Below are 23,439 nucleotides of genomic sequence, written 5' to 3' on the forward strand. Positions count from 1 at the left end.
GGAGGCGGCATGGCCAAGTTGAACGTCAACGGCGTGGTGCGGGAATTCGAGGCGGAGGACGACACGCCACTGCTGTGGGTGCTGCGCGAGCAGCTGGGACTGACGGGCACCAAGTACGGCTGCGGCGTGGCGCAGTGCGGCGCCTGCACCGTGCATATCGACGGCGAAGCCACGCGCAGCTGCGTGCGGCCGCTGTCCACCGTGACGGCGCAGCAGAAGATCACCACCATCGAGGGCCTGTCCAGGGATGGTTCCCATCCGCTGCAGAAGGCCTGGGTGGCGCTGGACGTGCCGCAGTGCGGCTTCTGCCAGTCCGGCATGATCATGGCCGCCGCCGCCCTGCTCAAGGAAAAGCCGAAAGCCAGCGACGCCGACATCGACACGGCCATGACCAATATCTGCCGCTGCGGCACCTATAACCGGGTGCGCGCCGCCATCAAGGTGGTGGCGCGCGGGGCCGATCCCAAGTCGGCCGGGCTGGATATCGAGCACCTGCCGGGGAGCCAGGCATGAGCGCCGGCCTGCCGCTGTCGCGGCGCGCTTTCCTCAAGGGTTCGGCCGCCGCCATGGGCGGCCTGGTGGTGGCCTTCCATATTCCGTTCGAGGCCCAGGCGCAGGAGGGCGGCGCCGCGCCCGAGGTCAATGCCTGGGTGGTGGTCAGGCCGGACGACAGCATCGTGATCCGCATCGCCCGTTCCGAAATGGGCCAGGGCACGCTGACCGGGCTGGCGCAGCTGGTGGCCGAAGAGCTGGACGCCGACTGGTCCAGGGTCAGCACCGAATATCCGACGCCGGGGCAGAACTTGGCGCGCAAGCGCGTGTGGGGCAGCTTCTCGACCGGCGGCAGCCGTGGCGTACGCGAGTCGCACGACTATGTGCGCAAGGGCGGGGCGGCGGCGCGCATGATGCTGGTGCAGGCGGCGGCCGAGGCCTGGCAAGTGCCGGCCGCCGAGTGCAGGGCGGCGTCCAGCATCATCACCCACCTGCCCAGCGGGCGCACGGTCAGCTACGGCAAGGTGGCGGCGGCGGCCGGCAAGTTGGCGCCGCCCGCCGACGTGGCGCTCAAGGATCCCCGCGACTGGAAGCTGGCTGGCAAGCGGCTGGCGCGCCTGGACACGGTGGACAAGACCACCGGCGCCCAGGTGTACGGCATGGACCTCAAGCTGCCCGGCATGCTGAACGCCGCCATCAAGGATTGCCCCGTGTTCGGCGGCAAGGTGAAAAGCTTCGATGCGGCCGCCATCGAAAAACGTCCCGGCGTGAAGAAGGTGCTGCAGGTGGGCGACAGCGCCGTGGCCGTGGTGGCCGACACCTGGTGGCGCGCCAAGTCGGCCCTGGACGCCCTGCCCATCGTATGGGACAAGGGCCCCAACGCCCAGCTGTCCAGCAAGGATGTCGCCGCCATGCTGAAACAGGGCCTGGATGCGCCGGACGCCGTGGTGGGCAACGCCAACGGCGACGCCAGGGCGGCCCTGGCCAGGGCCGTGCGCAAGGTGGAGGCGGTGTATTCCTATCCCTGGCTGAACCACGCCACCATGGAAGTGATGAACGCCACCGCGCGCTGGACGCCAGAGCGCTGCGAGGTCTGGACCCCGACCCAGAACGGCGAAGGCGCCTTTGCCGCCGCCACCGAGGCGGCCGGGCTGCCGGCCGCGCAGTGCGAGGTCTACAAGATCCACCTGGGCGGCGGCTTTGGCCGGCGCGGCGCGGTACACGACTGGGTGCGCCAGGTGGTGCTGATCGCCAAGGCCATGCCGGGCACGCCGGTCAAGCTGATCTGGACCCGCGAGGAGGACATGCTGCATGGCCGCTACCATCCCATCACCCAGTGCAAGCTGACGGCCGGGCTGGACGCCAAGGGCAATGTGACGGCGCTGCACATGCGCATCTCGGGCCAGTCCATCCTGGCCTCGCTGGGGCAGACGCTCAAGGACGGCAAGGACCCGGTCACCTTCCAGGGCCTGAACGCGCCGGGGCCGGAGGCGTCCATCGGCTACAGCTTCCCCAACCTGCTGGTCGACCATGCGATGCGCAATCCGCCGGTGCCGTCCGGCTTCTGGCGCGGGGTCAACCTGAACCAGAACACCATTTACCTGGAATGCTTCATGGACGAGCTGGCGCACGCCACCAGGCAGGACCCGCTGGCCTTCCGCCGCAAGCTGATGGCGGACCATCCCAGGCACCTGGCGGTCCTGAACGCGGTGGCCGAGAAAGTGGGCTGGGGCAAGCCCGCGCCCAAGGGCGTGTACCGGGGACTGGCGCAGACCATGGGCTTCGGCAGCTATGTGGCGGCCTGCGCCGAGGTCTCGGTGGGCAAGGACGGCAAGGTCAAGGTGCACCGCATCGTGGCCGCCACCGACCCCGGGCACGCCGTCAATCCGCAGCAGATCGAGGCCCAGATCGAGGGCTCCTTCGTGTACGGGCTGTCGGCCGCCTTCTATGGCGAATGCACGCTCAAGGATGGCCAGATGGAGCAGCAGAACTTCGACACCTACCCGGTGCTGAAGATGGACGAGATGCCCAAGGTGGAGTCCATCATCATGCCGTCCGGCGGCTTCTGGGGCGGGGTGGGCGAACCCACCATCGCGGTGGCTGCGCCGGCGGTGCTCAACGCCATCTTCGCCGCCACCGGCAAGCGGGTGCGCAACCTGCCGCTCAAGCACACCAGGTTGTCCCGGACCTGAGCGGGGTACGGCGATGCGGCGCTTTGCCATGCTGCTGGCCGCCGTGCTGGCGCCCGCGTGGGCGGCGGCGCAGGATGGCATGGAGGCGCCGCTGGCCGCCACCCCGGGCGACGCCGCGCGCGGCCGCGCCATCGTGGCCGACCGCCAGCTGGGCCTGTGCCTGCTGTGCCACGCGGCGCCCATACCCGAGCAGCCCTTCCAGGGCAGCCTGGGGCCGGACCTGCGCGGCGCCGGCGCGCGCTGGACGGTGGCCCAGCTGCGCTTGCGCGTGGTGGACGCGCGCCGCACCAACCCGGACAGCATCATGCCGCCGTATTTCAGCACCACGGGCCTGAACCGGGTGGCAAACGCCTACCAGGGCCGCACCATCCTGGACGCCCGGCAGGTCGAGGACGTGGTGGCTTACCTGGCCACGCTCAAGGAGGGGCCGCCATGACGGTCCGCCATACGCCATGGCGCTCGCCGGCGCCTGCGCGCCGGGGCGCGGCGTCCGTCCCCATGAAGCGTCCCGACCCGGTGCGGCGCAAGGTGGCGGCCGGCGGCGCGCTGGCGCTGCTGCTGCCCGGCGCCGCCCTGGCCACCCGCGCCGAGATGGCGGCCGCGGTGGCGGCCTTCACCGGCGGCGTGGCGCCGCAGGCGGGCCGGGTGCGCATCGAGATCGCCCAGCTGATCGACAACGGCAACGCGGTGCCAGTGACGGTGGCGGTCGACAGTCCGATGACGGCGGCCGACCATGTGAGCGCCATCGCCATCTTCAACGAACGCAATCCGCACACCGAGGTGGCCGTGTTCACGCTGACGCCGCGCTGCGGCAGGGCGCAGGTCTCGACCCGCATCCGGCTGGCGGCCTCGCAGCAGCTGGTCGCGGTGGCGCGCATGAACGATGGCCGCTGCTGGCAGCAGACGGCCGACGTGATCGTCACGCTGGCGGCCTGCATCGAAGGGGAGGGGCCCTGATGGCGCGCGCCCTGGTGACCATGCCGGCCACGGCCCGGCGCGGGGAGGTGATCGAGATCCGCGCCCTGGTCGGGCATGCCATGGAGACCGGCTACCGCCCCGGCCCGGACGGCAGGCTGGTGCCGCGCGATATCATCCGGCGCTTCGTGTGCCGCTACAACGGCGAGCAGGTGTTCGCGGCCGAGCTGCACCAGGCGGTATCGGCCAATCCCTACATCGCCTTCTTCACCACGGCGGTGGACAGCGGCACGCTGGAATTCCACTGGGAGGGCGACAACGGCTACTCCGCCACGGAAACCGTGGCCCTGGCGGTGGAGGCCCCATGAGCCGCCGCTGGCCTATGCCGGGCAGGGGCGCCACCGCCAGAGCAGCCAATGCGGCCGCCACCGCCACTGCAGCCACTGCGGCCATCCCCGCCACGGCCACTTCGGCCATCGTGGCCATTGCCGCCATCGCCAGCATTGCCGGCTGCACTGCCCCAGCCGAGGATACCCGCCGCTCCGGCTACGACGACATGAGCCCCGCGACCCAGGCCATGCAGCGCGACGACAGCCAGAACCCGGCCATGCTGTGGGTCGCCAATGGCGCCGCCCTGTGGCGGGCCCCGGCTGGCCGCAGCGGCCAGTCCTGCGCGGCCTGCCATGGCGAGGCGCAGGCCGCCATGCGCGGCGTGGCGGCCCGCTATCCCGCCTTCGATACGGCCAGCAAGCGCGTGCTCAACCTGGGCCAGCGCATCAACCAGTGCCGTGAACGCCACCAGCTGGCCGCGCCGCTGCGGCCGGAAAGCGAGGACCTGCTGGCGCTGGAAAGCTACCTCGCCCTGCAGTCGCGCGGCCTGCCGGTGGCGCCGCCGCAGGACAGCGCGACCCGCGCCGCCGCCGCGCGCGGCAGCCAGCTGTACTTCCAGCGCATCGGCCAGCTCAACCTGTCCTGCGCGCAGTGCCACGACCAGCGCGCCGGCGGCAAGCTGGGCGCCAGCACCATCCCCCAGGCCCACGCGGCGGCCTATCCCATCTACCGCCTGGAGTGGCAGGCCATGGGCTCGCTGCAGCGGCGCCTGCGCAACTGCATGAGCGGCGTGCGCGCCGCACTGCCGCCCTATGGCGCGCCGGAACTGGTGGAACTGGAAGCCTACCTGGCCCGGCGCGACCAGGGCATGCGCATCGAATCCCCCGGCGTCCGTCCATGACATCAAGGAGCACAGCATGAGCATAGGCATACCGTCCCTGCGCGCCCTGGTGGCGGCGCTGCTGTTGTCGCTGTCCGCATCGGCTGCGCCGGCCGCCGGCGGGGCCGATGGCGCCGGCCCCATGGCGCGCCTGGCCGCACCGCCGGTGCCGCCTGGCGCGCGCCTGGCCGCCACCTGCGCGGCCTGCCATGGCACGGCCGGCGCCACCGTGGGCGGCGTCCTGCCGCCGCTGGCCGGACAGGCGCAGGACGCGCTGCTGGCCAGCCTGCGCGCCTACCAGGACGGCAGCCGCGGCGGCACCATCATGCCGCAGATCGCCAGGGGCTACAGCGACGAGCAGCTGCGGCTGCTGGCCGCCTACTTCGCCGCCCAGCCCAGGGAGGCGGCGCGATGAAACGGCGCGCCTTTATCCAGGCCGGCGGCGCGGCCGCGGCGCTGGCCGCCACCGGCTGCGCCAGCATCGCGCGCGGCGCCCAGCCGCAAGTGGTGGTGGTGGGCGGCGGCTATGGCGGCGCCACCGCCGCCCGCTACCTGCGGCTGTGGAGCGGGGGCGCCATCGGCGTCACCCTGGTCGAACCCGAAGCGGCGTTCATCTCCTGCCCGCTGTCCAACCTGGTGCTGGGCGGCTCGCGCAGCCTGGCCTCGCTCACCCTGGACCGCGCAGGACTGGAACGCCGGCACGGGGTGCGCATCGTGCGCGACAGCGTGGCGTCCATCGACGCCGGGCGGCGCACGCTGGCGCTGGCCGGCGGCGCCACCCTGCGCTACGACCGCCTGATCGTGTCGCCAGGCATAGACTTCATGTGGGAGCAGCTGCCCGCCATGCAGCGCCCCGGCGCGCAGGAGCGCATCCTGCACGCCTGGAAGGCCGGCCCGCAAACCACGGCCCTGCGCGCCCAGCTGGAAGCCATGCCGGACGGCGGGGTGTACGCCATCAGCATCCCGCCCGCGCCCTACCGCTGCCCGCCCGGCCCCTACGAGCGCGCCTGCCAGGTGGCCAGCTACTTCAGCCGCGCCAAGCCCAGGTCCAGGGTGCTGATACTGGACGCCAATGACGACGTGGTGTCCAAGGGCGCGCTGTTCAAGCGTGTCTGGCAGGAGCGCTATCCCGGCATGATCGATTACCGGCCCGCGTTCAGGACCGCCGATGTCGACGTGGCCGGGTGCGCCGCCATCTCCGAACTGGGCGAGCGGGTGGCGGCTGACGTGCTGAACCTGATACCGCCGCAGCGCGCCGGCCGCATCGCCGTGCAAAGCGGCCTGGCCAACGCCGGCGGCCGCTGGTGCGCGGTGGACTTCCTCAGCTTCGAGTCGCTCCAGGCGCCCGGCATCCACGTGCTGGGCGACGCCATCCAGGTGGCGCCGCTGATGCCCAAGTCGGCCCACATGGCCAACCAGCACGCCAAGGTCTGCGCCGCCGCCGTGATCGAGCTGCTGGCCGGGCGCGCGCCCGATGCCCATTCCATGCTGACCAATACCTGCTACAGCTACGTGTCCGAGCGCGAGGTGATCCACGTGGCCTCGGTGCACGCCTACGACGCTGACAGGAAAACCCTGCTGGCGGCGCCCGGCTCGGGCGGCGTGTCGTCCGCCGCCAGTGTGCTGGAGGGGCAGTATGCCGACAACTGGGCACACAACATCTGGGCCGACAGCCTGGGTCTCTAGCGGTAGCGCGCCAGGATCTGATCCACGCTGCCATCCCTGGCCATGGCCTCGATGGCGCGCGCGGCGTCCGCGAACGGCACCCGCGCGCGGCGCGAGAAGGCGCACTGGGTCTTGAAGGCGGCGAACACCAGGTCCGGCCGCAGCTTGAGCGAGGGCTCGGCGCGCAGGCGGTAGGCCAGGGTGTTCTCGCCGACGATGGCGTAATCGACCTTGCCCTCGGCGATCTGCCGCAGGTTCTGCTCCATGGTGCCGCTGTCGGCGCGCAGCAGGTGCGCACCCAGCACGCGCTCGATGCGCGGGTAGCGGTAGCCGGCCACCGTGCCCACCTGGCGGCCGCGCAAGTCCTTCAATGAACGCAGGCGCGGCGCGGCGGCGCTGGCGACGATCAGTTCGGCGTCCGGGATCAGGGGCGCGCTCCACTGGTAGTCGCCGTCTATCCAGCCCGGCATGACATAGCACATGGCGTCGGCCTTGCCGCTGGCCAGGGTGGCCGTGACGCCGTCTGGCGCCGCGTTCACGTACACGGCGCGCCGGCCCAGGCGCTGCGCCAGCAAATCGCCCACGTCCTTGATGATGCCGCCGGCCAGCACGCCGTCCTGGAAGCGCACCACAGGCATGGCCTGGTCGGTGGGCGCCACCATCACCAGTTCGGGCTGGGCGGCCAGTGCGGCGCAGGAGAACAGCAGCAGCAGTGCAGGAAGCGGACGCATGGCGCTCGTGGTGGGGAAAGACCCTGCCATTCTATCGCGCCGCTGCGCCGCCGGACAAATTCACGACCTGCTGCAACAATTGGTGAGCATGTCTGCGTGGAAATATTGTTATTATTGGCTGCACGCTGGCATCCGGCGAACACCTACGCTGAAGGTCGGCAGCGGCTCCAGCGACATCTATCACTTTTGAGCGCAATCCCATGGCAGACGACTACAGCAGCGACATCCACACCACCGGCAGCCTGGCCATCGGCGGCGCCGCAACCGGCACGCTGGAGGCCATCGGCGACGTCGACTGGTTCAAGCTGCACCTGGAGGCGGGGCAGGAATATGTGCTGTCCCTGGAACCCACCCAGAATTTCCAGTACTTCCTGGGCAGCATGCTAGCGCTGGTGGGCGCCGACGGCCAGTCGCTGGCCTGGGCCGGGGTGGTGTCCGATACCGACCGCGTGCTGCTGCTGCACTACACTCCGGAGCTGACAGGGGACTACTGCCTGGCAACCTCCCAACAGTTCGGCAACGGCGGGTTCGCCTACGCCGTCAAAGCCATGACCACCCAGCCCGACGCCGTGCCGGCCGATGCCACCACCACGGCGCAGGTGACGGTGGGCGGCAATTATTCCGGGCAGTTCGAATTTACCGGCGACCGTGACTGGATCAAATTCCACGCCGAGGCGGGGCAGCACTACAGCTTCACCATTCCCAGCGTCGAGGGCAATGTCGACATCTACGACTTCAACCTGCTGGACGCGGCAGGCCATCGCATCGAGACCATCTACCCGTTCGAGCCGTTGGCCGCCGGCGACTACTACATCGAGGTGGAAGGCGCCGAGGCCGGCGCCTACACGGTCGGCCTGCGCACCGTGGCGGACGACTATGCGCGCAACACCAGCACCACTGGCGTGCTGGCCGTAGGCGCACAGGCCAGCGGCGCGCTGCAGTACCGTGGCGACGTCGATGCCTTCCGCATGCACCTGGACACCGGCCGTATCTACAGCTACACGCTGAGCGGCGACGCGCGCGACATGCCCTACCTGACCCTGCAGGTGGTGGATGCAAATGGCAAGACCCTGAACGTGAGCGGCGAGCGTATCGACGCCACCACCACCAAGTTCACGCTGGCGCAGCCGCCCGGCGCGGGCGACTACTATGTGCAGGTGTATAGCACGTCCAGCCTGGTCACGCGCTCGCCCTACGCCGTGCAGGCCACCGGCGCCGAGCCGGACGACCACGGCGACACGGCCGCCAGCGCCACCGGGGCTGCCGTCGGCGCCACGGTGGCCGGCGCCATCCAGGGCCGCGCCGACGTCGACATGATCAAGTTCAGCCTGCAGGCCGGCGTGACCTACAGCCTGGGCCTGGTGGCGGCGAACGGCACGGCCTCCCAGCTGAGCGCCAAGCTGGCCGACGCCGCCGGCCATGACATCGCCACCGGCTACAGCGGCCAGCCCTACGGCACCTTCACGGCGTCCACCACGGGCGATTACTACCTGGCCGTTTCGTCCGGCGCCAGCACGCCGCAGACCTACACGGTGCAGCTGACCCAACCCGCCGACGACTACAGCGCCAACGCCGCCACCACCGGCGCGCTGGCGCTGGGCGCCAAACAGTCCGGCGTGCTGGAAAAGGGCGGCGGCGACATCGACTGGTTCAGCGTCGACCTGCAAGCGGGCCAGACCTACTGGTTCAGCGCCCTGCTGCACAACGACCAGGCGGGCCTGAGCGACAGTTCGCCCAACCTGCGCCTGCTGGACAGCCAGGGCAAGCAGGTGGCGCAGCTGGACTTGTCGACCAGCTGGTCCGAGCCGGTGCTGTCCTATGTGGCGGCGGCCTCCGGCAAATACTACCTGGAGCTGTCCTCGGCCTACCACTACAGCGGCAGCTACCAGGTGCTGGCGCGGCCGGGCGAGGCGGACGACTATGGCGCCGACCCCACCCTGGCCGGCGGCATGGTGAACGGCGTGGCCGTCGCCGGCCGTATCGAAATCCAGAACGACAAGGACATGTTCAAGCTGACCGTCGAGGCCGGGCACGACTATGCGCTGGAACTGGTGACCGCCGATGCCGGCGGCGCCGGCAAGGCGCGCCTGGGCGTACTGGATGCCCAGGGCCAGGGCGTGGCCCTGGCCTCGCTGCAGGATGGACCGTCCACGCTGCGGCAACTGTTCCACGCCGCCACCAGCGGCGACTACTACATCACGGTGGCGGGCAACAACAGCAGCCTGGGCGGCAAGGTGGGCAGCTACACCGTCAAGGCCACCGCCTACGCGCTGGACGACTACGGCAATACCGCCGCCAGCGCTGGCCAGCTGGCCATCGGCGGCCAGGTGCGCGGCGCCATCGAGTCGCCCACCGACGTGGACTGGGTCAAGGTGCACCTGGAGGCAGGCCACAGCTACGTGTTCGACATGCTGGGCGCAGCCGGTGGCGGCGGCACCCTGGCCACCACCGTGGGCCGGGCCGCCGGGCTCGATCTGTACAGCCAGTACGGCGTCGCGCTGGCCTCCGTGAGCAGCGGCGCCACGGCCGAACCGCGCCTGGCCTACACCGCCACCAGCAGCGGCGACTACTACCTGGGCGCCCACGGCAACGGCCAGAACATGGGCAGCTACACGCTGGCCGCCACCGACACCAGCACCGACACCACGGCCCCCACGGTCATCGGCGTGACGCCGGCGCCAGGCGCGGGCGGCGCCAGCTTGTACGGCAATATCGTGGTCGAATTCAGCGAGATCGTGAAGCTGGGCGCCGGCGCCGGCATCACGCTCAAGGACGCGGCCGGCAACGCCGTCTACCTCACCAGCGGCAGCACCGGGCTGCCGGCCTCCGTGTACGGCCATACCCTGACCATCGATCCGCGCGTATTCCTCAAGCCGGGCGCCACCTACACCCTCACGCTGCCGTCGGACAGCGTGCTGGACCTGGCCGGCAACAAGTACCAGGGCGCCACCAGCTACAGCTTCAGCACCGTGCCGGCCGCGGTCGTGGGCACGGCCGGCGACGACTACCTGATCGGCAGCGCCAAGGGCCTGACGCTCGATGGCGGCGCCGGCCTCGATACGGTGTACTACGGCGACGTGAGCAGCAGCCTGGTGGTGACGCGCGAGGGAGACCACGTCAAGGTCGCCACCGCCTCGGGGACGGCGGACACCCTGTTCAATGTCGAGCGCCTGGCGTTTTCCACTACCGTGCGGGCGCTGGACATCGATGGCCACGGCGGCCAGGCCTACCGCCTGTACCAGGCCGCCTTCGACCGCGCGCCGGACCAGGCCGGAGTGGGCTACTGGATCGCCCAGCTGGACCACGGCACCAGCCTGCACGACGTGGCCGACACCTTCGTGCGCAGCGCGGAATTCATCACCAAGTACGGCGCGGACACCAGCAACGCCGCCTTTGTCGACCTGCTGTACCACAACGTGCTGCACCGCGACGCCGATGCCGGCGGCGCCGCCTTCTGGCTCCAGGTGCTGCAGGATGGCGCCAGCCGCGCCGACGTCCTCTCCAGCTTCAGCGAAAGCCCGGAAAACCAGGCCGCCCTGGTCGGCGTGATCGGTAATGGCTTCAGCTACATCCCTTACGTGTAGCTGACACGGCGGGCCGCTAGAGCCAAGGCTCTAAACGCGGCGGCCCGCCCTTACACTTTTCGCACCGTGTGCCAGAATGAGATGCACGCACTCATACAAGAGCAAGCACAACAGCATCGTGTCACCTGCCACCTTCCGCCAGCAGCACCCTTCCCCGATTCCCGCCGTGACGGCCGCGCCGTTGCCGCCGCGACGCTGACGCCGCCCGCGCACTGCCGCGCGCGCCGTCAGGCCGCATTCCGGTTTTTCAGCTTCTGATTCAGCTTCCCATTCAGCTTTTTCCACAACCGAAAGGTTTGTATGTTTACTCTGTTCAGCAGTGAGCTTGTCGTCTTTCTCGTGATCGCCGCCGTATTGTTACTTTTGTTGGCCGTCTCCGGCATCGTGAAGTACATCCCCAACGACCGCATCGCCGTGGTCGAAAAACTGTGGAGCTCCAGCGGCTCCGTCGAAAGCGGGCTGCTGGCCCTGAATGGCGAGGCCGGCCTGCAGCCCGAACTGCGGCGCGGCGGCTTCCACTTCTTCGCCCCGTTCCAGTACCGGGTGCACATCCACCCCATGGTATCGGTCACCCAGGGCACCATTGCCTATGTGTTCGCGCGCGACGGCGTCGATCTGCCGGCCGGCCAGACCCTGGCCGACAACGCCCGCATTGCCGACTTTCGCGACGTGCGCGCCTTCCTCGCCAATGGCGGCCAGAAAGGCCCGCAGCGCATGATACTGCGCGAGGGCACCCACATCATCAACCCGGCCCTGTTCGTGGTGATGACGGAGGAAGCCACTTATTCGATGTCGCTGGACGCCCAGGAAAAGGCCTACTACCAGCAGATGCGCGGCCTGCTCGACGACCGTGGCGGCTTCCGCCCGGTGGTGATCAAGGAAGCCAACGGCGGCCACGATTCCGACCAACTGGCCGTGGTGACGGTGCAGGACGGCCCCGGCCTGCTGCGCGACGAGCTGCTGGCGCCGGACGTGGGCGACAGCCACAACGCCTTCCAGGAGCCGGAAAAATTCCTCGCCGCCGGCGGCCGCCGCGGACGCCAGGAGCGCGTGCTGGTGGAGGGCACCTACTTCATCAACCGCCTGTTCGCGACGGTGGAATTCATCCGCAAGACCATCATCCCGGTTGGCTACGTGGGCGTGGTGGTGTCCTACACCGGCCGCAAGGGCGATGACGTGTCCGGCCAGGAGTACAGCCACGGCGAACTGGTGGAAAACGGCTGCCGTGGCGTGTGGCGCGATCCGCTCATGCCCGGCAAGTACGCCTTCAACACCTACGCCGGCAAGATAGAACTGGTGCCGACCACGAACTTCGTGCTGATGTGGAAGTCCGGCGAAAGCGGCTCCAGCTTCGACCAGAACCTGCGCGAGATCACCCTGATCACCAAGGACGCCTTCGAGCCGCAGTTGCCGCTGTCGGTGGTGGTGCACATCGATTACCGCAAGGCGCCCATGGTGGTGCAGCGCTTCGGCAACGTGGGCCAGCTGGTGGAGCAGACCCTGGACCCCATGGTGTCGTCCTACTTCAAGAACGTCTCGCAGACCAAGACCTTCATCGAGCTGATACAGTCGCGCAGCGAGCTGCAGGCCAACGCCACCAGCGACATGCGCCAGCGCTTCCAGGCCTATTCGCTGGAGTTCCAGGAAGTGCTGATCGGCACCCCCAAGCCGCAGGCGGGCGACAACAAGATCGAGGACATCATGGCCCAGCTGCGCGACCGCCAGATCGCCCGCGAACAGGTCGAAACCTTCGCCCAGAAGCAGATCGCGGCTGACAAGCAGCGCGAACTGAACGAGGCCGAGCAGCGTGCCGCCAAGCAGAAGGAGCTGACCGGATCGCTGGTCGATATCTCGATCAAGGAGAACCAGGGCGCGGCGGCCGTGAAGGCGGCCGAGAAGCGCCGCCAGGAGATCGAAGCGCTGGCCCAGGCCGAGCGCTTCAAGCAGGAAGTGGAGGGCGCCGGCCGCGCCTCGGCGATCCGCTCGGTGGGCGAGGCCGAAGCGGCGGCCATTCACGCCAAGTCGGAAGCCATGCAGGGCGAGGGCGCCGACAAGCAGCTGATGCAGACCGTGATGCTGCGCCTGGCCGAAGCCTTCGAGGCGGCCAAGGTGCCGCTGGTGCCCCAGGTGCAGCTGGGCGGTGGCGACGGCAACGCCTTCGGCACCCTGCTCGGGCTGATGAGCGCCATCAAGGCCGGCGAGCTGGCGCGCGAAGCGCAGCAGTGACCGCCTCAGTGACCGCCTCAGTGGCCGCCTCAGTGACGGCCTCAGTGACGGCCACCGCCAGCAGCGGCCAGGCGTAATCCCAGGCAATGCGCTCCTGCTCCAGGCGCAGCGACTGGCCGTGCAGGTTGTGCTTGAGGGCGCGGTGCAGCGCGCCCTCGGCTTCGGTCAGCAGCGGCAGCTCGGCCGCGCCGTGCACCGTCTTCTCGGTGGCGCACAGGTGCCGGAAGCGCAGCAGCGTGGCCTCATCCATCAGCACCGAGGCGATATGCGGGAAGCAGGCGCGCGCCGCGTTCAGGATGGCGTAGCCGTGGGTGTCGATGTCGCCCCAGTACAGGCAGGCCGCGCGCCGCATCCAGTCCAGCGGCGCCAGCGCGTCCACGCCATAGCCCAGCCCCATGAAGGCCACCGTGCCGGGCAGGTCGCCCAGCGCCAGGCCGGTCTGCAGGTTTTCCACCACCAGCACCGCCGACGGCTGCCAGCCGAGTTGCGCCAGCTGCGCCGCCGGGGCGCTGATCTCGCCCAGGCCTCCTACCTTGGCCCGCAGCGCCGCATCCAGCACGCGCATGCGCACCATGGCCGGCGGGCGCGCCAGCCCGCACACGGTGTGGAAGTCGGCGCCCGGGCTGGCGTCACCTCGCAGCGCCGCCACCAGCTCCGCCAGCACCGCCTTGCGCGGCTCCAGCCATTTGCTGTCCAGCCCCGCCACCGGGAGCTGGCGCGGATACAGTCCCGATGCCGGATGCGCCTGCAGCCAGGCCAGCAAGTCCAGCAGGCGCTGGAAGTCCGCCTCATCATAATCGGCCAGCACATCGAACAGGCGCGCCAGGCGCTGGCCCAGCGCCGGCCAGCGCGCACGCAGGGCGTGCTGGCGTTCCAGCGCCCGGCGCCAGCGGTCCTGCTGGCCCAGCCAGGCAGCCGCTTCGCCGGCGTTCGCCAGCACCAGCGCCTGCGGCAGCAGCTGCCTGCCCAGCATCTTCCAGTGGCGCTCCGTCCATATCACCTGGCCGGCGCCGCGCCAATCGCGCCAGGACGCGGCCCAGGCCCGCACCGCGTCCGGCTGGCGCAGCGCGTCGGCCTCGGTGGGCAATCCCAGCGCGATGGACAAGGGCCAGTCCGGGCCCGCGCCGCCGGCCGCCAGCCAGTCGCGGTGGCGGCGTTCGTAGCGGCGCGCCAGCCACTCGCGCACCCCGGACGGCAGCTTCACGCGGCCGCCTCCTGGCGCGCCTGCTCGGGCAGGCGCAGGCGCTGCTGCTGTTCGTCATACTCGATCATCAGCACGCCGGACACCTTGCGGTCGCGGATATCGACGAAACAGGCGCCGCCAATGAAGGGTTCCAGCGTCATCACCGACTTGAGCGGGGTGGCGACGATCATCTGGAAGCCGAAGTTGGCGAAGATGTTCATGGCCAGCGCGGTGAATTCGTTGTCGGCCTTGTCGAAGGCTTCGTCCAGCACCACCGGGGCGTACACCGGCAGGCCATGGTCGCTGCCGCCCAGCTGGTAGCGCAGCGCGGCCGCCAGGCAGGTGGTGGCCAGCTTCTGGCGCTGGCCGCCGGACTTGCCGGCCCCGCTCTGGTAGACCTCGACCTCGTTGTCATCCTGGTCCAGTTCGCGGCCGACGAATTCGACGTGCTGGCGCACGTCCAGCACCGCCTCGCGCCAGCGGCGCTGGTCGCTGTCCTGGCTGGCCAGGCGCTCGACCAGGCGGCGCAGCGCCAGGAAGCGCTCCTCGGCCAGCACCCGGTCCTCGCTCCAGGCATTGCTCAGCACCGCCTGGATGTCCTGCTTGAAGTCGCGCACCTCCGGCAGCTGGCGGTCGCTGGTGGCGATGTGCAGATAGGTGCTGCCGCCGTCCGTGCGGTTGAACGGCACCTGGCGCAGGCTGGCGTTGACCAGGTCCATGCGTTCCAGGATGGCCTTGCGGCCGTCGCTCAGGTAGGTGCTCAGGGCTGCCAGGTTCTGGTTGCTCTGGTTCTGCAGCAGCTCGAAGAAGCGCTGTTCGTGGGCCGGCAGGCCGTCCGTCTCCAGCCGCGCCAGCTTGGAGAAGAAGTCCGCGCCGGCCGCCAGGGAGGCGTCCAGGCCGTCGGAGTCGGCTTTCCACTCGCGGATGAAATGGGCGAAGCGCGACTCGATGAATTTTTCGCACAGGACGATGTCGTGCTGCAGCCTGGCCGCATCGGCCTCCAGCTCGCGGGCGACGGCGCGGTCAATGTTATCCAGGTTGCGCAGGGTGATCTTGTCGGACTGCGCGGCGTAGCGCTGGTCCAGGCCCTGCTGCTGGTGCGGCGTGGGCGTGACGATGGACACGTCTTCCTGCAACTGCTCCAGGTGCAGGCGCTGCTCGGCCATCTTCTGCTGGCAGGCCCGCAGCGCGACCTGGATCTCGGTCAGGGCGTCGCGCGCCTGCTGCACCAGTTCCTGCTGCTGGCGCACCAGGCTGTCGATGCGCGCCAGCGCCTCGTTGCCCTCCTGCAGGGCGCGCAGCTGGCGTTCGATGGCGGCGATGCGCGCCACCAGCGGTTCGGCGTCGATCTCCTGCCACTGCAGGTTGACCAGGGCGGCGCAGTGCACCACGCGCTCGGCGGCGCGCTGGCGCTGGGCGCGCAGGCTGCCCAGCTCCTGGTCGATGCCGGCCAGACGGGCCGCCAGTTCGCGCTGGCGCTCCTCGTACAGCGCCAGCTTGTCGCGGTTGTCGAAGCCCAGCACCCAGTTGGCGCGCGCGTCGACGTTGCTGCGGTCATCCTTTTCATGGCGGGTGCGGCTGTGCTTGACCTGGCCCTCGCGCGTCAGGGCGCGTTCGCTGGCGGCGCGGAAGGTCCGCAGGCTGTCGACACACTCGTAATCGAAGCGCGTGCGCAGCTCGGCCTTGAGCCAGGCGCCGTGGGCGCTGCCTTCCTTGACGTTGAGCTTGAGCGCCAGCGAGTCCGGATGCTGCACCCTGGCGGCGCCGGAGTCGCGCGCGCCGGTGCGGAAGTAGACCAGGCGCTGGCCCAGGTGGGTGTCGTTGATGTGGCGCGACAGGGCGTTGTAATTGCCCTCGTCGACCAGGATGGACAGGGCGAAGCCGCGCAGCACCCGCTCGGCCGCGCCCTGCCATTGCGCCTCCTCCGGCTTGACCTGCAGCAGCTCGCCGGCGAAGGGCAGGGCCGCCTCGGCCAGCCCTAGCGCGTGGGCGATGGCGCGCCGCAGTTCCAGCATGGGGGCGGGAATATTCGAGGGCTGGCGCCGCAGCGAGGCCACCTCGCGCGTCACCGTCTCCAGCTCGGCGGCGGCTTCGGTGCGGGCCCGGTCCAGGCGCAGCAGCGGCTCGTCGCTCTGGCCGGCGGCGCTCCATGCTTCCATCTCCTGGCGCGCCATGCCCAGTATCTCGGCAAAGCCCTGCGGCGTGGGCTGCAGGGTCCAGCCCAGCGCGGTGCAAGCCTTCACTGCCATGCCGCGGCGGTGCATGCGGTCGGCGCGCTGCTGTATCAGCATCTGCTTTTCGTTTTCCCAGTGCGCGATCTGGTCGCCGCCGGCCGCGCCGCGCTGGCCCTCCAGGTCGCGCAGGGCCGCCGTGCGGTGGTCCAGCACGCCCTGCTGGCGCTGCTGCTGGCCGGCGTGGCCTTCGGCCTCGGTGGCCAGCGCCGCCAGCTGTTCCGCCAGCAGGGCGATGCGGCGCCGCTCGCGGTAGCTGTTCTGGCCCGCGCGGATTTCTTCCAGCGCGTTGCGCTGGCGCTGCAGGCCGCCCATCTCCTCATGCCTGGCGCGCGCAGGGGCCAGGGTATCGACCTGCTGGCGCGCCGTCACCACCGCCTGGTGCGCCGCGTGCAGCTCGCCGAATTCGTTGACCAGGCGGTCGGCCACGGCGAAGGTTTCCGGCTTGTCCAGCATGAAGTCGCGCAGGAAGGCGTTCAGGTCGCCCAGGTTCTTGGCCGACTGGGTCTTGTGCAGCAGGCGCAGCGCCATGTCGCTGTCGATGCCCAGCAGGCGGCAGAAGCGTTCGCAATAGGGGCGGAATTCGTCGCGCGCATAGGCTTCCGGGAAGGTTTGCTTGAGCTTGCGCACGTCGAAGTTGCTGGCGCCGAAGTCGCGCAGTTCGCGCAGGTCGAAGGGACGCTCGAAGATGAGGTAGTAGCGCTTGACGTCGGTGTTGCCGTTGGCGTTACCGCGCAGCCAGAGCAGCTGGACCAGCACCACATCCTGGCCCAGGCCATTCCGGTAGTGCAGCGCCAGGGCCGACCAGGTGGTGCCCTCGCGCAGGTAGCGGGTGGTGTATTCGCCCGAGCTGCTGTCGCTCTGGGCGGCCCAGGCGCCGCGGATGTAGCTGACCAGGTTGCGGTCGCGGCCAGCGCGGTCGGCCTCGCGGGCGGCGGCGTTGAAGTCTATCCAGCGCGGCGGCACCAGCAGCGCGGAGAAGGCGTCCAGCAGGGTGGATTTGCCGGCCCCCGAGCGGCCCACGATCAGGAAGCCGCGCCCGCTGATCGGCACCTCGTGCAGCTCGGTGAAGGTGCCCCAGTTGTAGACCTGCAGCCGCGTCATGCGGAACTGGTGCGCGGCGCCCGCATCGATGTGGTGTGGATCGAGCTTCATTCCTCGTCCTCGTCGGCAGGCGGCTGCAGGCCCGGCGCCAGGCTCTCGCCGGCCGCCATGCGCCGGTACAGCGCGGTCAGGGCCTGGATTTCCTCGGCCGCGAACAGCAGCTTGAGGGTGGGCGAGATCTCGTAGCGGTCGTCGCTGGCGCGTATTTTCTGCAGGATGTTGTGCTTCTTGACCTTTTCCACCGAGGCCAGCACGCGCTTGGCGAAGCCGGCGCGGTCGGTGCTGACGGCGCGCTCGTACAGGGCCAGGTTGTCCAGCATTTCCTCATGCGAGACCACGGCCCGTTCGCCGTGGGCGTCGGCCTGGGTCAGGCGCTGGCGCAGGTACAGCACCAGCACCGAGTCGATGAAGGTGAGCTGGGCGCGGCGCAGCAGCAGCGGCACGTCCAGTTCGCCGGCGTCGGCCTGGCGCGTGAACGCCACCTGCGTGTCGCGGTCGATCACCAGCTCCAGGAACAGTTCGGACAGGCGGCGCCGCACGGTGGCCTCGTCGCGCAGCAGCACCGGCCATAGCTTGGCGTGGCGGCGTCCCTCCAGCGCGGGACCGGACAGCAGCTGCACCAGCACGCGCCGGGTGTCCAGCGGCAGTTCGCCGCTGTCGCCGGAAAACAGCACGGTGGCGGGCTGGGCGCCCTCGGCATCGGCCGCCGCGGGCGGCGCCGCGTCCTCAGGCCAGTTCATCGATACGCTCCTTGACGAAATAAATGGTGGGGATGCGGGCGCTGCGTAACTGTTCGTCGGCGCCGGTCCAGCTGACGGTTTCGCTGCCGCCCGTGACCAGGCCATGGCGGCTGCCCAGGGCCAGCAGGCCGACCACGCTGCCCAGGCCCTGGCCGGCGGGATAGATGCGCAGGATGTCGGCCACCGACGCCTGCGACTGCCGCTCCAGCAGCGCGCGCACCTGCAGCCTGAGGCTGCGGAAGTCGATTTCGGACTGCGCCACCAGCTCGCTGACGGCCTCCAGGCCGATGGGCGCGGCGTCGCCGTCGCGCATGCCGGAGGGCAGGGCCTGCAGCGCCGGATCGTGCAGCGCCCATTGCGACAGCGAGGACAGCTTGCTGCTGGTCAGTTCCAGCGTGTACTGCAGGGTGTCGGTGGCCTTGACCTCATCCTTGAGCGCCAGCGCCGCCAGCTGCGCCTGGCGCAGCAGCTGGTTGAGGCGGCGCTGCTCCAGGAATTCGCGGCTCTGCACGAAGTTCTTCAGGCTGCGGGCGAACGATTGCAGCACGTCGTGCACCATCCCACCCTGTTCCAGCAGGGTGCGCGTCAGGCGCAGCAGGAAACGGCGCTCACGCAGTTCCAGGCGCTGCACGAAGTCGCGCTGCATCAGCTGGTCCAGCGCCTGTTCCAGCGTGGCCGACTGCACTGGGTCGGTCAGCAGGCGCCAGAAGGCGGTGAAGGTGCGGCCGGCGTCGCTGTCCGAGATCAGGTCGATGCCGTCGAACAGGGCCTCCAGCACCTCGCCGCGATTGCCCTCGTTTTCCATGATGCGCTCGCGCAGTTCGCGGTTGAGCTGTTCGAAGCGGTCGCGCACGCGGCGGAAGTCGCCGGCCAGGCCGTCGGCCAGTGTGATGACCTCGCGCGTGCGTTCCAGCGCCGCCGCCTCCGGCAGCAGGTGCAGCACGCCCTGTTCGATGGCGGCGATCTCGCGCTCGATGCTGGCCTGCTGCTCGCGCAGGCGGGCGATGCGGCGGGTCTTGTCGGCGTCGGTATCCTCGGACAGGCGCGCCAGGGCGTCGATCACCAGGCCCAAACGGCTTTCCGTGGCGGCCGAATGCGGCTGCACCAGGCCGGCCACGAAGCGTATCGCCTCCACAGCCGAGGTGGACAGCTCGTATTCCTCCTCCGAGGCGCCGCTGGGAAAGCGGCGCTCCAGGTAGCCGTCCGCCAGCCAGCCGGCCACGTAGGCCTGGGCCGTCTGCGGCCACGCCTCGCCCTGGTTGCGCAGGCGCTCCAGTTCGCGCGCTATGCGTTCGTGGAAGATGGAGGCGGGCAGGTTGCGTTCGCTGTCGTACAGGTGGGTCTGCAGCAGCGCCAGCGTGGTCGGGCCGTTGGCGGACGCCAGCAAACGCCACAGCGGCTGCTGGCGCATGCGGCGGTAGGTGGCGAGCGCTTTATCGGCTTTCATGCCGCCATTTTCGCATACCGCCGCGCGCACAAGGGCGCTGCCGTCTATTGCTCGATATCAAATATTGCGATTGGAACACATGGCATCATCGGCAGCCTGTCTATCAAGGATGGGCGCCGCCATGGAAAAGCTGCTGCCGTACTTCGAACGGGAACTGGGCCTGCTGCGGCGCGCCGGCAGTGCCTTCGCGCAGCGCTATCCGCGCCTGGCGGGCCGGCTGCAGATCAATGGCGACAGCTGCGCCGATCCCCACGTTGAACGGCTGATACAGTCGGCCGCCTTCCTCAATGCGCGCACCGCGCGCCTGCTGGACGACGGTCATGCGCTGTTCACCGAGGCACTGCTGTCGGTGCTGTATCCGCACCTGATACGGCCGCTGCCATCGTGCTCGGTGGCGCGGGTGGTGGACGGCAAGGCGGCGCCCGGCCAAGCCAACTTGCTGGCGCGCGGCAGCGAGCTGGCCTCGGCCGGCAAGACAGCCAGCGCATGCCGCTTCCGCACCGCGTATGACGTGCCGGCCGCCATGCCGGCGTTGACGGCGCTGCGCTTCGAGCCGTATCTGCAGCCGCCGCCCTCGGTGCGGCTGCCGGTGCAGGCAGCGTGCGGCATCAGCATGGCCGTGGAAGGCGGCGGCGATGCGCCGCTGCGCCTGTTCATCGATGGCGAAGCCTCGCTGTGCGCCACCCTGCGCGACACCCTGTTCATGCGCGTGGCCGCCGCCTACGTGGAGGCGGACGGAGGCTGGCAGCCGCTGGAGCGCAATCCCATCACCCCGGCCGGCTGGCAGGCGGACGACGCCCTGCTGCCGGCCCGCGCCTCCGAGCAGGCCGCCTACCGTCTGCTGAGCGAATACTTCGCCTTCCCGGAAAAATTCAACTTCGTGGACCTGGATATGGCCGCGCTGCGGCACGCCGCCCCGGACGGTGGCAGGCTGACCGTGCACCTGGTCCTGGCCGACCTCCGGCCGGACAGCGCAGCCGCCCGCATCCTGCGCGCCCTGGGGCCGGACAACCTGCTGGCCGGCTGCACCCCGGTGATCAACCTGTTCCGCCACCATGCCACGCCGCTGCGGCTGCCCTACACCGGCAGCAGCCATGCGCTGATGCCCGACCAGCTGCCGGCCGCCGGCTGCGACATCTACAGCGTGGACAGCGTGCAGCTGCAGTACAAGGACGGCGAGGCCGTGCGCCTGCTCGACTTCCACCCGCTGCACGGAATGCGCCACGGCGGGGATGGCAACTCGCAGGGTAGTTCGCAGGGTAACTACTATGTTCTGCGCCGCGACGCCGAACTGGCCGGCGTGGACGGCGCGCATGAATACACGATGGCGCTGGCCGGGCCCGAGTTCTCGCCGCTGCGGCTCAGGGATGGCAGCGTGTCGGTCGGCCTGACCTGCACCAACCGCGACCTGCCGCAATCACTGCCGCACGGACAGCCCGGCGGCGACCTGGGCACGGTGGGCGGCAGCGCCTCGGTCAAGGCGCGGCTGCTGCGCCGTCCGACCGCCATGAGCCCGCGTCCGGAGCCGGGCGACGCGCACTGGGCCCTGGTGGCCCAGCTGGCCCTCAACCACCGCAACCTGACCCAGGAAGGCTTACCCGCGTTGCTCGCCATGCTGCGGCTGTACGCCGATCCGGACAACGAGGTGGCGCAGCGCCAGATAGGCGGCATTGCCGCGCTGTCGCACCGCCCGGCCGCCTCCTGGCTGCAGCTGGACGGCGGCCGCGCCTATGTGCGCGGCGTCGCCATCGACGTCACCCTGGATGAGCAAGCCTACGCCGGCACCGGCCTGCACGTGTTCGCCCAGTTGCTGGACCACTACTTCGGCCTGCACGTCCACCTCAACAGCTACACCCAGCTGACCATCCGGTCGCTGCAAACGTCCAAGGAGCTGCTGCGATGCCCGCCACGCAATGGAAGCCTGACCCTGGCCTGACCGACCGGCTGGCCCACCATCCCGGCTACGCCGACCTGTTCCAGGCCCTGCGCCTGCTGGAACAGGCCTTGGACGACAGCGGCCGCCCGGGCCGCATCCATTTCCACAACCGCCTGTCGCCCGCCTTCCCGCCCGGGCCCATAGCTGCCCTGTCCGTGCAGCAGGGCGAGGATGGCTGCGACATTCACATCACGCCTGCCGCCATCGGCCTGCTGGGACAGGGCAGCACGCTGCCGCAGCACTACACGGAGCGCCTGGCCGCCTACGAGCGCGACACCGGCGACGGCGGCCCCAGCGCCTTCCTCGACCTGCTCAGTGACCGCGCCCTGCGGCTGCTGTACCAGGCCTGGTCGCGCCAGCGCCCCGAATGCCAGGACGGCTTCATGCCGCTGTTCCTGTCCATTTGCGGCGCGGGCGGCAATCCGGACGTGACCGGCCGCCACGCGCTGGCCTGGTACGCGGCCCAGATCCGCAGCCGTACGGCGCCGGCCGACTTGATGGAAGGCGTACTGGCCGATTACTTCGGCGTGCCCTTCAAGATCGAAGCGCTCAAGGGCCAGTGGCGCACCGTGCCGCCGGAGGACCGCGCCCAGCTTGGGGTATCTGGCGTGCAGCTGGGCCAGGGCGTGCTGCTGGGCGAGCGCATCTTCGAGTGCGGCAGCGTGTGCGGCTTGCGCATCGGCCCGCTGACGGCGGCGCAGCGCGACCAGTTCCTGCGCGGGACGCCCACCTGCCAGGCGCTGGCCGCGCTGCTGTCCCAATTCGCGGGCGCCCCGCGCACCTTCGACGTGCGGCTGGTGCTGCGCGCCGCCGATGTGAAGGGCATACGGTTGGACGGCGGCAGCCGCCTCGGCATCGACACCGCCCTGCGGCACGGCCGCGCCGCCAGCGACCGCGACGACCACCACTACCTGCTGGAGGTATGAGCCATGGAACACGATATCGACCTGGTCGACATCCTGCGCATCCCGCGCGAACTGATCACCAGCCACCGGCCCTTGCGGCTGCTGCTGGACATCAGCGGAGGCCCGCGCGACGACATCCTGCTGCCGCAGCACATGGTGGGCGAAGAAAGCCTCTGCGGCGGCTTCGAATACCGCGTGCTGTGCGTCTCGACCAGCGCCTGTTTGCCGCTCAAGCGCCTGATCGGCCTGCCCGTCACGCTGGAAATCGTCACCGACCGGCGGGAGCTGCGGCTGGTGTGCGGCATCGTCACCGAGGCCAGCGCGGGCGACAGCGACGGCGGCCTGGCCGGTTACCAGATCGTCATGCGCGACATGCTGGCCATCCTGGAGCGGCGCGTCAATACGCGGGTGTTCCGCTGCATGAACGAAATCGAGATCGTGCTGCAGATCCTGAACGAATGGCGGATGTCCAACCCGCTGCTGGGGACCGGCTTCCACTGCGATGTGGACGCCATCATCACGGACCGGGATTACCCCAAGCGCGAATTCACCATGCAGCACAACGAGTCCGACGCCGCCTTCATCCGGCGCCTGCTGGCGCGGCGCGGCGTCGCCTGGTTCTTCCGACCGCAGCCGCGTGACGAATTTCCCTACCACGTGATGGTGCTGGTGGGCGGCCCGGAGAGCCTGGATGAAAACGCGGCCGGCACCATCCGCTACCACCGCGACGACGCCACCGAGCAGCGCGACACCATCACCTCCTGGAGCGCGGTACGCGTGCTGCGCCCGGGCCGCGTCGGCCGCCACAGCTGGGACTACCGCATGCCGCTGTCGCCGGACTTCATGTGTTCCGAGGCCCGCACCAGCGCCAGGCAGGG

The 23,439-nt window shown here is 69.9% G+C and carries 19 protein-coding genes; 14 read left to right on the forward strand and 5 right to left on the reverse strand.

The features are described from left to right. Positions 1-9: 9 nt before the first annotated feature. Genes ACLB1G_RS25720 through ACLB1G_RS25755 form a run of 8 tightly spaced genes read left to right on the forward strand, consistent with a single transcriptional unit; the run spans position 10 to position 6,495 of the window. The gene (locus ACLB1G_RS25720) at positions 10-513 is read left to right on the forward strand and encodes a (2Fe-2S)-binding protein (protein WP_491630114.1); all 504 of its coding nucleotides are present in this window, start codon (positions 10-12) and stop codon (positions 511-513) included. Beyond that, positions 510-2,684, forward strand: a complete 2,175-nt coding sequence (locus ACLB1G_RS25725; protein WP_491630115.1) for a xanthine dehydrogenase family protein molybdopterin-binding subunit — start codon at positions 510-512, stop codon at positions 2,682-2,684. The genes ACLB1G_RS25720 and ACLB1G_RS25725 overlap by 4 nt, the downstream gene beginning before the upstream one ends. 13 nt (positions 2,685-2,697) lie before the next feature. Beyond that, entirely contained in the window at positions 2,698-3,120 is a 423-nt protein-coding gene (soxX, locus tag ACLB1G_RS25730; RefSeq protein ID WP_491630116.1) for a sulfur oxidation c-type cytochrome SoxX, read from the forward strand. Then, entirely contained in the window at positions 3,117-3,641 is a 525-nt protein-coding gene (locus tag ACLB1G_RS25735; protein WP_491630117.1) for a SoxY-related AACIE arm protein, read from the forward strand. Before soxX ends, ACLB1G_RS25735 begins: the two co-directional genes overlap by 4 nt. Next, on the forward strand, positions 3,641-3,967 hold the full coding sequence (soxZ, locus tag ACLB1G_RS25740; RefSeq protein ID WP_491630118.1) for a thiosulfate oxidation carrier complex protein SoxZ: 327 nt from the start codon (positions 3,641-3,643) through the stop codon (positions 3,965-3,967). Before ACLB1G_RS25735 ends, soxZ begins: the two co-directional genes overlap by 1 nt. Next, positions 3,964-4,830 (forward strand): sulfur oxidation c-type cytochrome SoxA, encoded by an 867-nt coding sequence (gene soxA / locus ACLB1G_RS25745; protein WP_491630119.1) that lies wholly within the window; start codon positions 3,964-3,966, stop codon positions 4,828-4,830. Before soxZ ends, soxA begins: the two co-directional genes overlap by 4 nt. Before the next feature lie 16 nt (positions 4,831-4,846). After that, the gene (locus ACLB1G_RS25750; protein ID WP_491630120.1) at positions 4,847-5,224 is read left to right on the forward strand and encodes a c-type cytochrome; all 378 of its coding nucleotides are present in this window, start codon (positions 4,847-4,849) and stop codon (positions 5,222-5,224) included. Then, positions 5,221-6,495: an FCSD flavin-binding domain-containing protein gene (locus ACLB1G_RS25755; protein ID WP_491630121.1), complete on the forward strand. Its 1,275-nt coding sequence runs from the start codon at positions 5,221-5,223 to the stop codon at positions 6,493-6,495. The genes ACLB1G_RS25750 and ACLB1G_RS25755 overlap by 4 nt, the downstream gene beginning before the upstream one ends. Here ACLB1G_RS25755 and ACLB1G_RS25760 read toward each other — a convergent pair. Then, complete coding sequence (locus ACLB1G_RS25760) at positions 6,492-7,205, reverse strand: substrate-binding periplasmic protein (protein ID WP_491630122.1); 714 nt, start codon at positions 7,203-7,205, stop codon at positions 6,492-6,494. The two genes, ACLB1G_RS25755 and ACLB1G_RS25760, sit on opposite strands and share 4 nt — an antisense overlap. On the opposite strand from ACLB1G_RS25760, the gene ACLB1G_RS25765 reads away from it, so the two are divergent. The 3 genes from ACLB1G_RS25765 to ACLB1G_RS25775 all read left to right on the forward strand — a co-directional run bounded on the left by ACLB1G_RS25765 (position 7,204) and on the right by ACLB1G_RS25775 (position 13,015). Continuing rightward, the gene (locus ACLB1G_RS25765; RefSeq protein WP_491630123.1) at positions 7,204-7,395 is read left to right on the forward strand and encodes a hypothetical protein; all 192 of its coding nucleotides are present in this window, start codon (positions 7,204-7,206) and stop codon (positions 7,393-7,395) included. The two genes, ACLB1G_RS25760 and ACLB1G_RS25765, sit on opposite strands and share 2 nt — an antisense overlap. Positions 7,396-7,405: 10 nt before the next feature. After that, entirely contained in the window at positions 7,406-10,789 is a 3,384-nt protein-coding gene (locus ACLB1G_RS25770) for a DUF4214 domain-containing protein (protein WP_491630124.1), read from the forward strand. 339 nt (positions 10,790-11,128) lie between these two features. Beyond that, positions 11,129-13,015 carry an SPFH domain-containing protein gene (locus ACLB1G_RS25775; RefSeq protein ID WP_491630125.1) on the forward strand — a complete coding sequence of 629 codons (1,887 nt, stop codon included), beginning with the start codon at positions 11,129-11,131 and terminating at the stop codon, positions 13,013-13,015. Here the strand turns inward: ACLB1G_RS25775 and ACLB1G_RS25780 are convergent. Genes ACLB1G_RS25780 through ACLB1G_RS25795 form a run of 4 tightly spaced genes read right to left on the reverse strand, consistent with a single transcriptional unit; the run spans position 12,978 to position 19,720 of the window. After that, positions 12,978-14,219: a DUF3322 domain-containing protein gene (locus tag ACLB1G_RS25780; protein ID WP_491630126.1), complete on the reverse strand. Its 1,242-nt coding sequence runs from the start codon at positions 14,217-14,219 to the stop codon at positions 12,978-12,980. The two genes, ACLB1G_RS25775 and ACLB1G_RS25780, sit on opposite strands and share 38 nt — an antisense overlap. Continuing rightward, a complete protein-coding gene (locus ACLB1G_RS25785) occupies positions 14,216-17,584 on the reverse strand; it encodes an ATP-binding protein (protein WP_491630127.1) in 3,369 nt (1,122 codons plus the stop codon). Before ACLB1G_RS25785 ends, ACLB1G_RS25780 begins: the two co-directional genes overlap by 4 nt. Further along, on the reverse strand, positions 17,581-18,273 hold the full coding sequence (locus tag ACLB1G_RS25790) for a DUF4194 domain-containing protein (protein WP_491630128.1): 693 nt from the start codon (positions 18,271-18,273) through the stop codon (positions 17,581-17,583). Before ACLB1G_RS25790 ends, ACLB1G_RS25785 begins: the two co-directional genes overlap by 4 nt. Beyond that, positions 18,260-19,720, reverse strand: a complete 1,461-nt coding sequence (locus ACLB1G_RS25795) for a DUF3375 domain-containing protein (RefSeq protein ID WP_491630129.1) — start codon at positions 19,718-19,720, stop codon at positions 18,260-18,262. Before ACLB1G_RS25795 ends, ACLB1G_RS25790 begins: the two co-directional genes overlap by 14 nt. A 79-nt stretch (positions 19,721-19,799) precedes the next feature. Between ACLB1G_RS25795 and tssF the strand changes: the two genes are divergently transcribed. From tssF to ACLB1G_RS25810, 3 genes are all read left to right on the forward strand, one after another. Next, entirely contained in the window at positions 19,800-21,656 is a 1,857-nt protein-coding gene (gene tssF, locus ACLB1G_RS25800) for a type VI secretion system baseplate subunit TssF (protein WP_491630130.1), read from the forward strand. Then, positions 21,620-22,582: a type VI secretion system baseplate subunit TssG gene (gene tssG, locus ACLB1G_RS25805; protein WP_491630131.1), complete on the forward strand. Its 963-nt coding sequence runs from the start codon at positions 21,620-21,622 to the stop codon at positions 22,580-22,582. The genes tssF and tssG overlap by 37 nt, the downstream gene beginning before the upstream one ends. Positions 22,583-22,585: 3 nt before the next feature. Next, positions 22,586-23,439: type VI secretion system Vgr family protein (locus ACLB1G_RS25810; RefSeq protein ID WP_491630132.1), on the forward strand; the 854-nt coding region annotated here is incomplete at its 3' end.

The sequence above is a fragment of the Duganella kummerowiae genome (genome assembly GCF_053572355.1).

Bases quoted from the DNA above. Each gene is read 5' to 3' on its own strand.
- ACLB1G_RS25720 (WP_491630114.1), top strand. From the start codon at position 10: ATGGCCAAGTTGAACGTCAACGGCGTGGTGCGGGAATTCGAGGCGGAG.
- ACLB1G_RS25725 (WP_491630115.1), top strand. From the start codon at position 510: ATGAGCGCCGGCCTGCCGCTGTCGCGGCGCGCTTTCCTCAAGGGTTCG.
- soxX (WP_491630116.1), top strand. From the start codon at position 2,698: ATGCGGCGCTTTGCCATGCTGCTGGCCGCCGTGCTGGCGCCCGCGTGG.
- ACLB1G_RS25735 (WP_491630117.1), top strand. From the start codon at position 3,117: ATGACGGTCCGCCATACGCCATGGCGCTCGCCGGCGCCTGCGCGCCGG.
- soxZ (WP_491630118.1), top strand. From the start codon at position 3,641: ATGGCGCGCGCCCTGGTGACCATGCCGGCCACGGCCCGGCGCGGGGAG.
- soxA (WP_491630119.1), top strand. From the start codon at position 3,964: ATGAGCCGCCGCTGGCCTATGCCGGGCAGGGGCGCCACCGCCAGAGCA.
- ACLB1G_RS25750 (WP_491630120.1), top strand. From the start codon at position 4,847: ATGAGCATAGGCATACCGTCCCTGCGCGCCCTGGTGGCGGCGCTGCTG.
- ACLB1G_RS25755 (WP_491630121.1), top strand. From the start codon at position 5,221: ATGAAACGGCGCGCCTTTATCCAGGCCGGCGGCGCGGCCGCGGCGCTG.
- ACLB1G_RS25765 (WP_491630123.1), top strand. From the start codon at position 7,204: ATGGCGCTCGTGGTGGGGAAAGACCCTGCCATTCTATCGCGCCGCTGC.
- ACLB1G_RS25760 (WP_491630122.1), bottom strand. From the start codon at position 7,205: ATGCGTCCGCTTCCTGCACTGCTGCTGCTGTTCTCCTGCGCCGCACTG.
- ACLB1G_RS25770 (WP_491630124.1), top strand. From the start codon at position 7,406: ATGGCAGACGACTACAGCAGCGACATCCACACCACCGGCAGCCTGGCC.
- ACLB1G_RS25785 (WP_491630127.1), bottom strand. From the start codon at position 17,584: ATGAAGCTCGATCCACACCACATCGATGCGGGCGCCGCGCACCAGTTC.
- ACLB1G_RS25790 (WP_491630128.1), bottom strand. From the start codon at position 18,273: ATGAACTGGCCTGAGGACGCGGCGCCGCCCGCGGCGGCCGATGCCGAG.
- ACLB1G_RS25795 (WP_491630129.1), bottom strand. From the start codon at position 19,720: ATGAAAGCCGATAAAGCGCTCGCCACCTACCGCCGCATGCGCCAGCAG.
- tssF (WP_491630130.1), top strand. From the start codon at position 19,800: ATGGCATCATCGGCAGCCTGTCTATCAAGGATGGGCGCCGCCATGGAA.
- tssG (WP_491630131.1), top strand. From the start codon at position 21,620: ATGCCCGCCACGCAATGGAAGCCTGACCCTGGCCTGACCGACCGGCTG.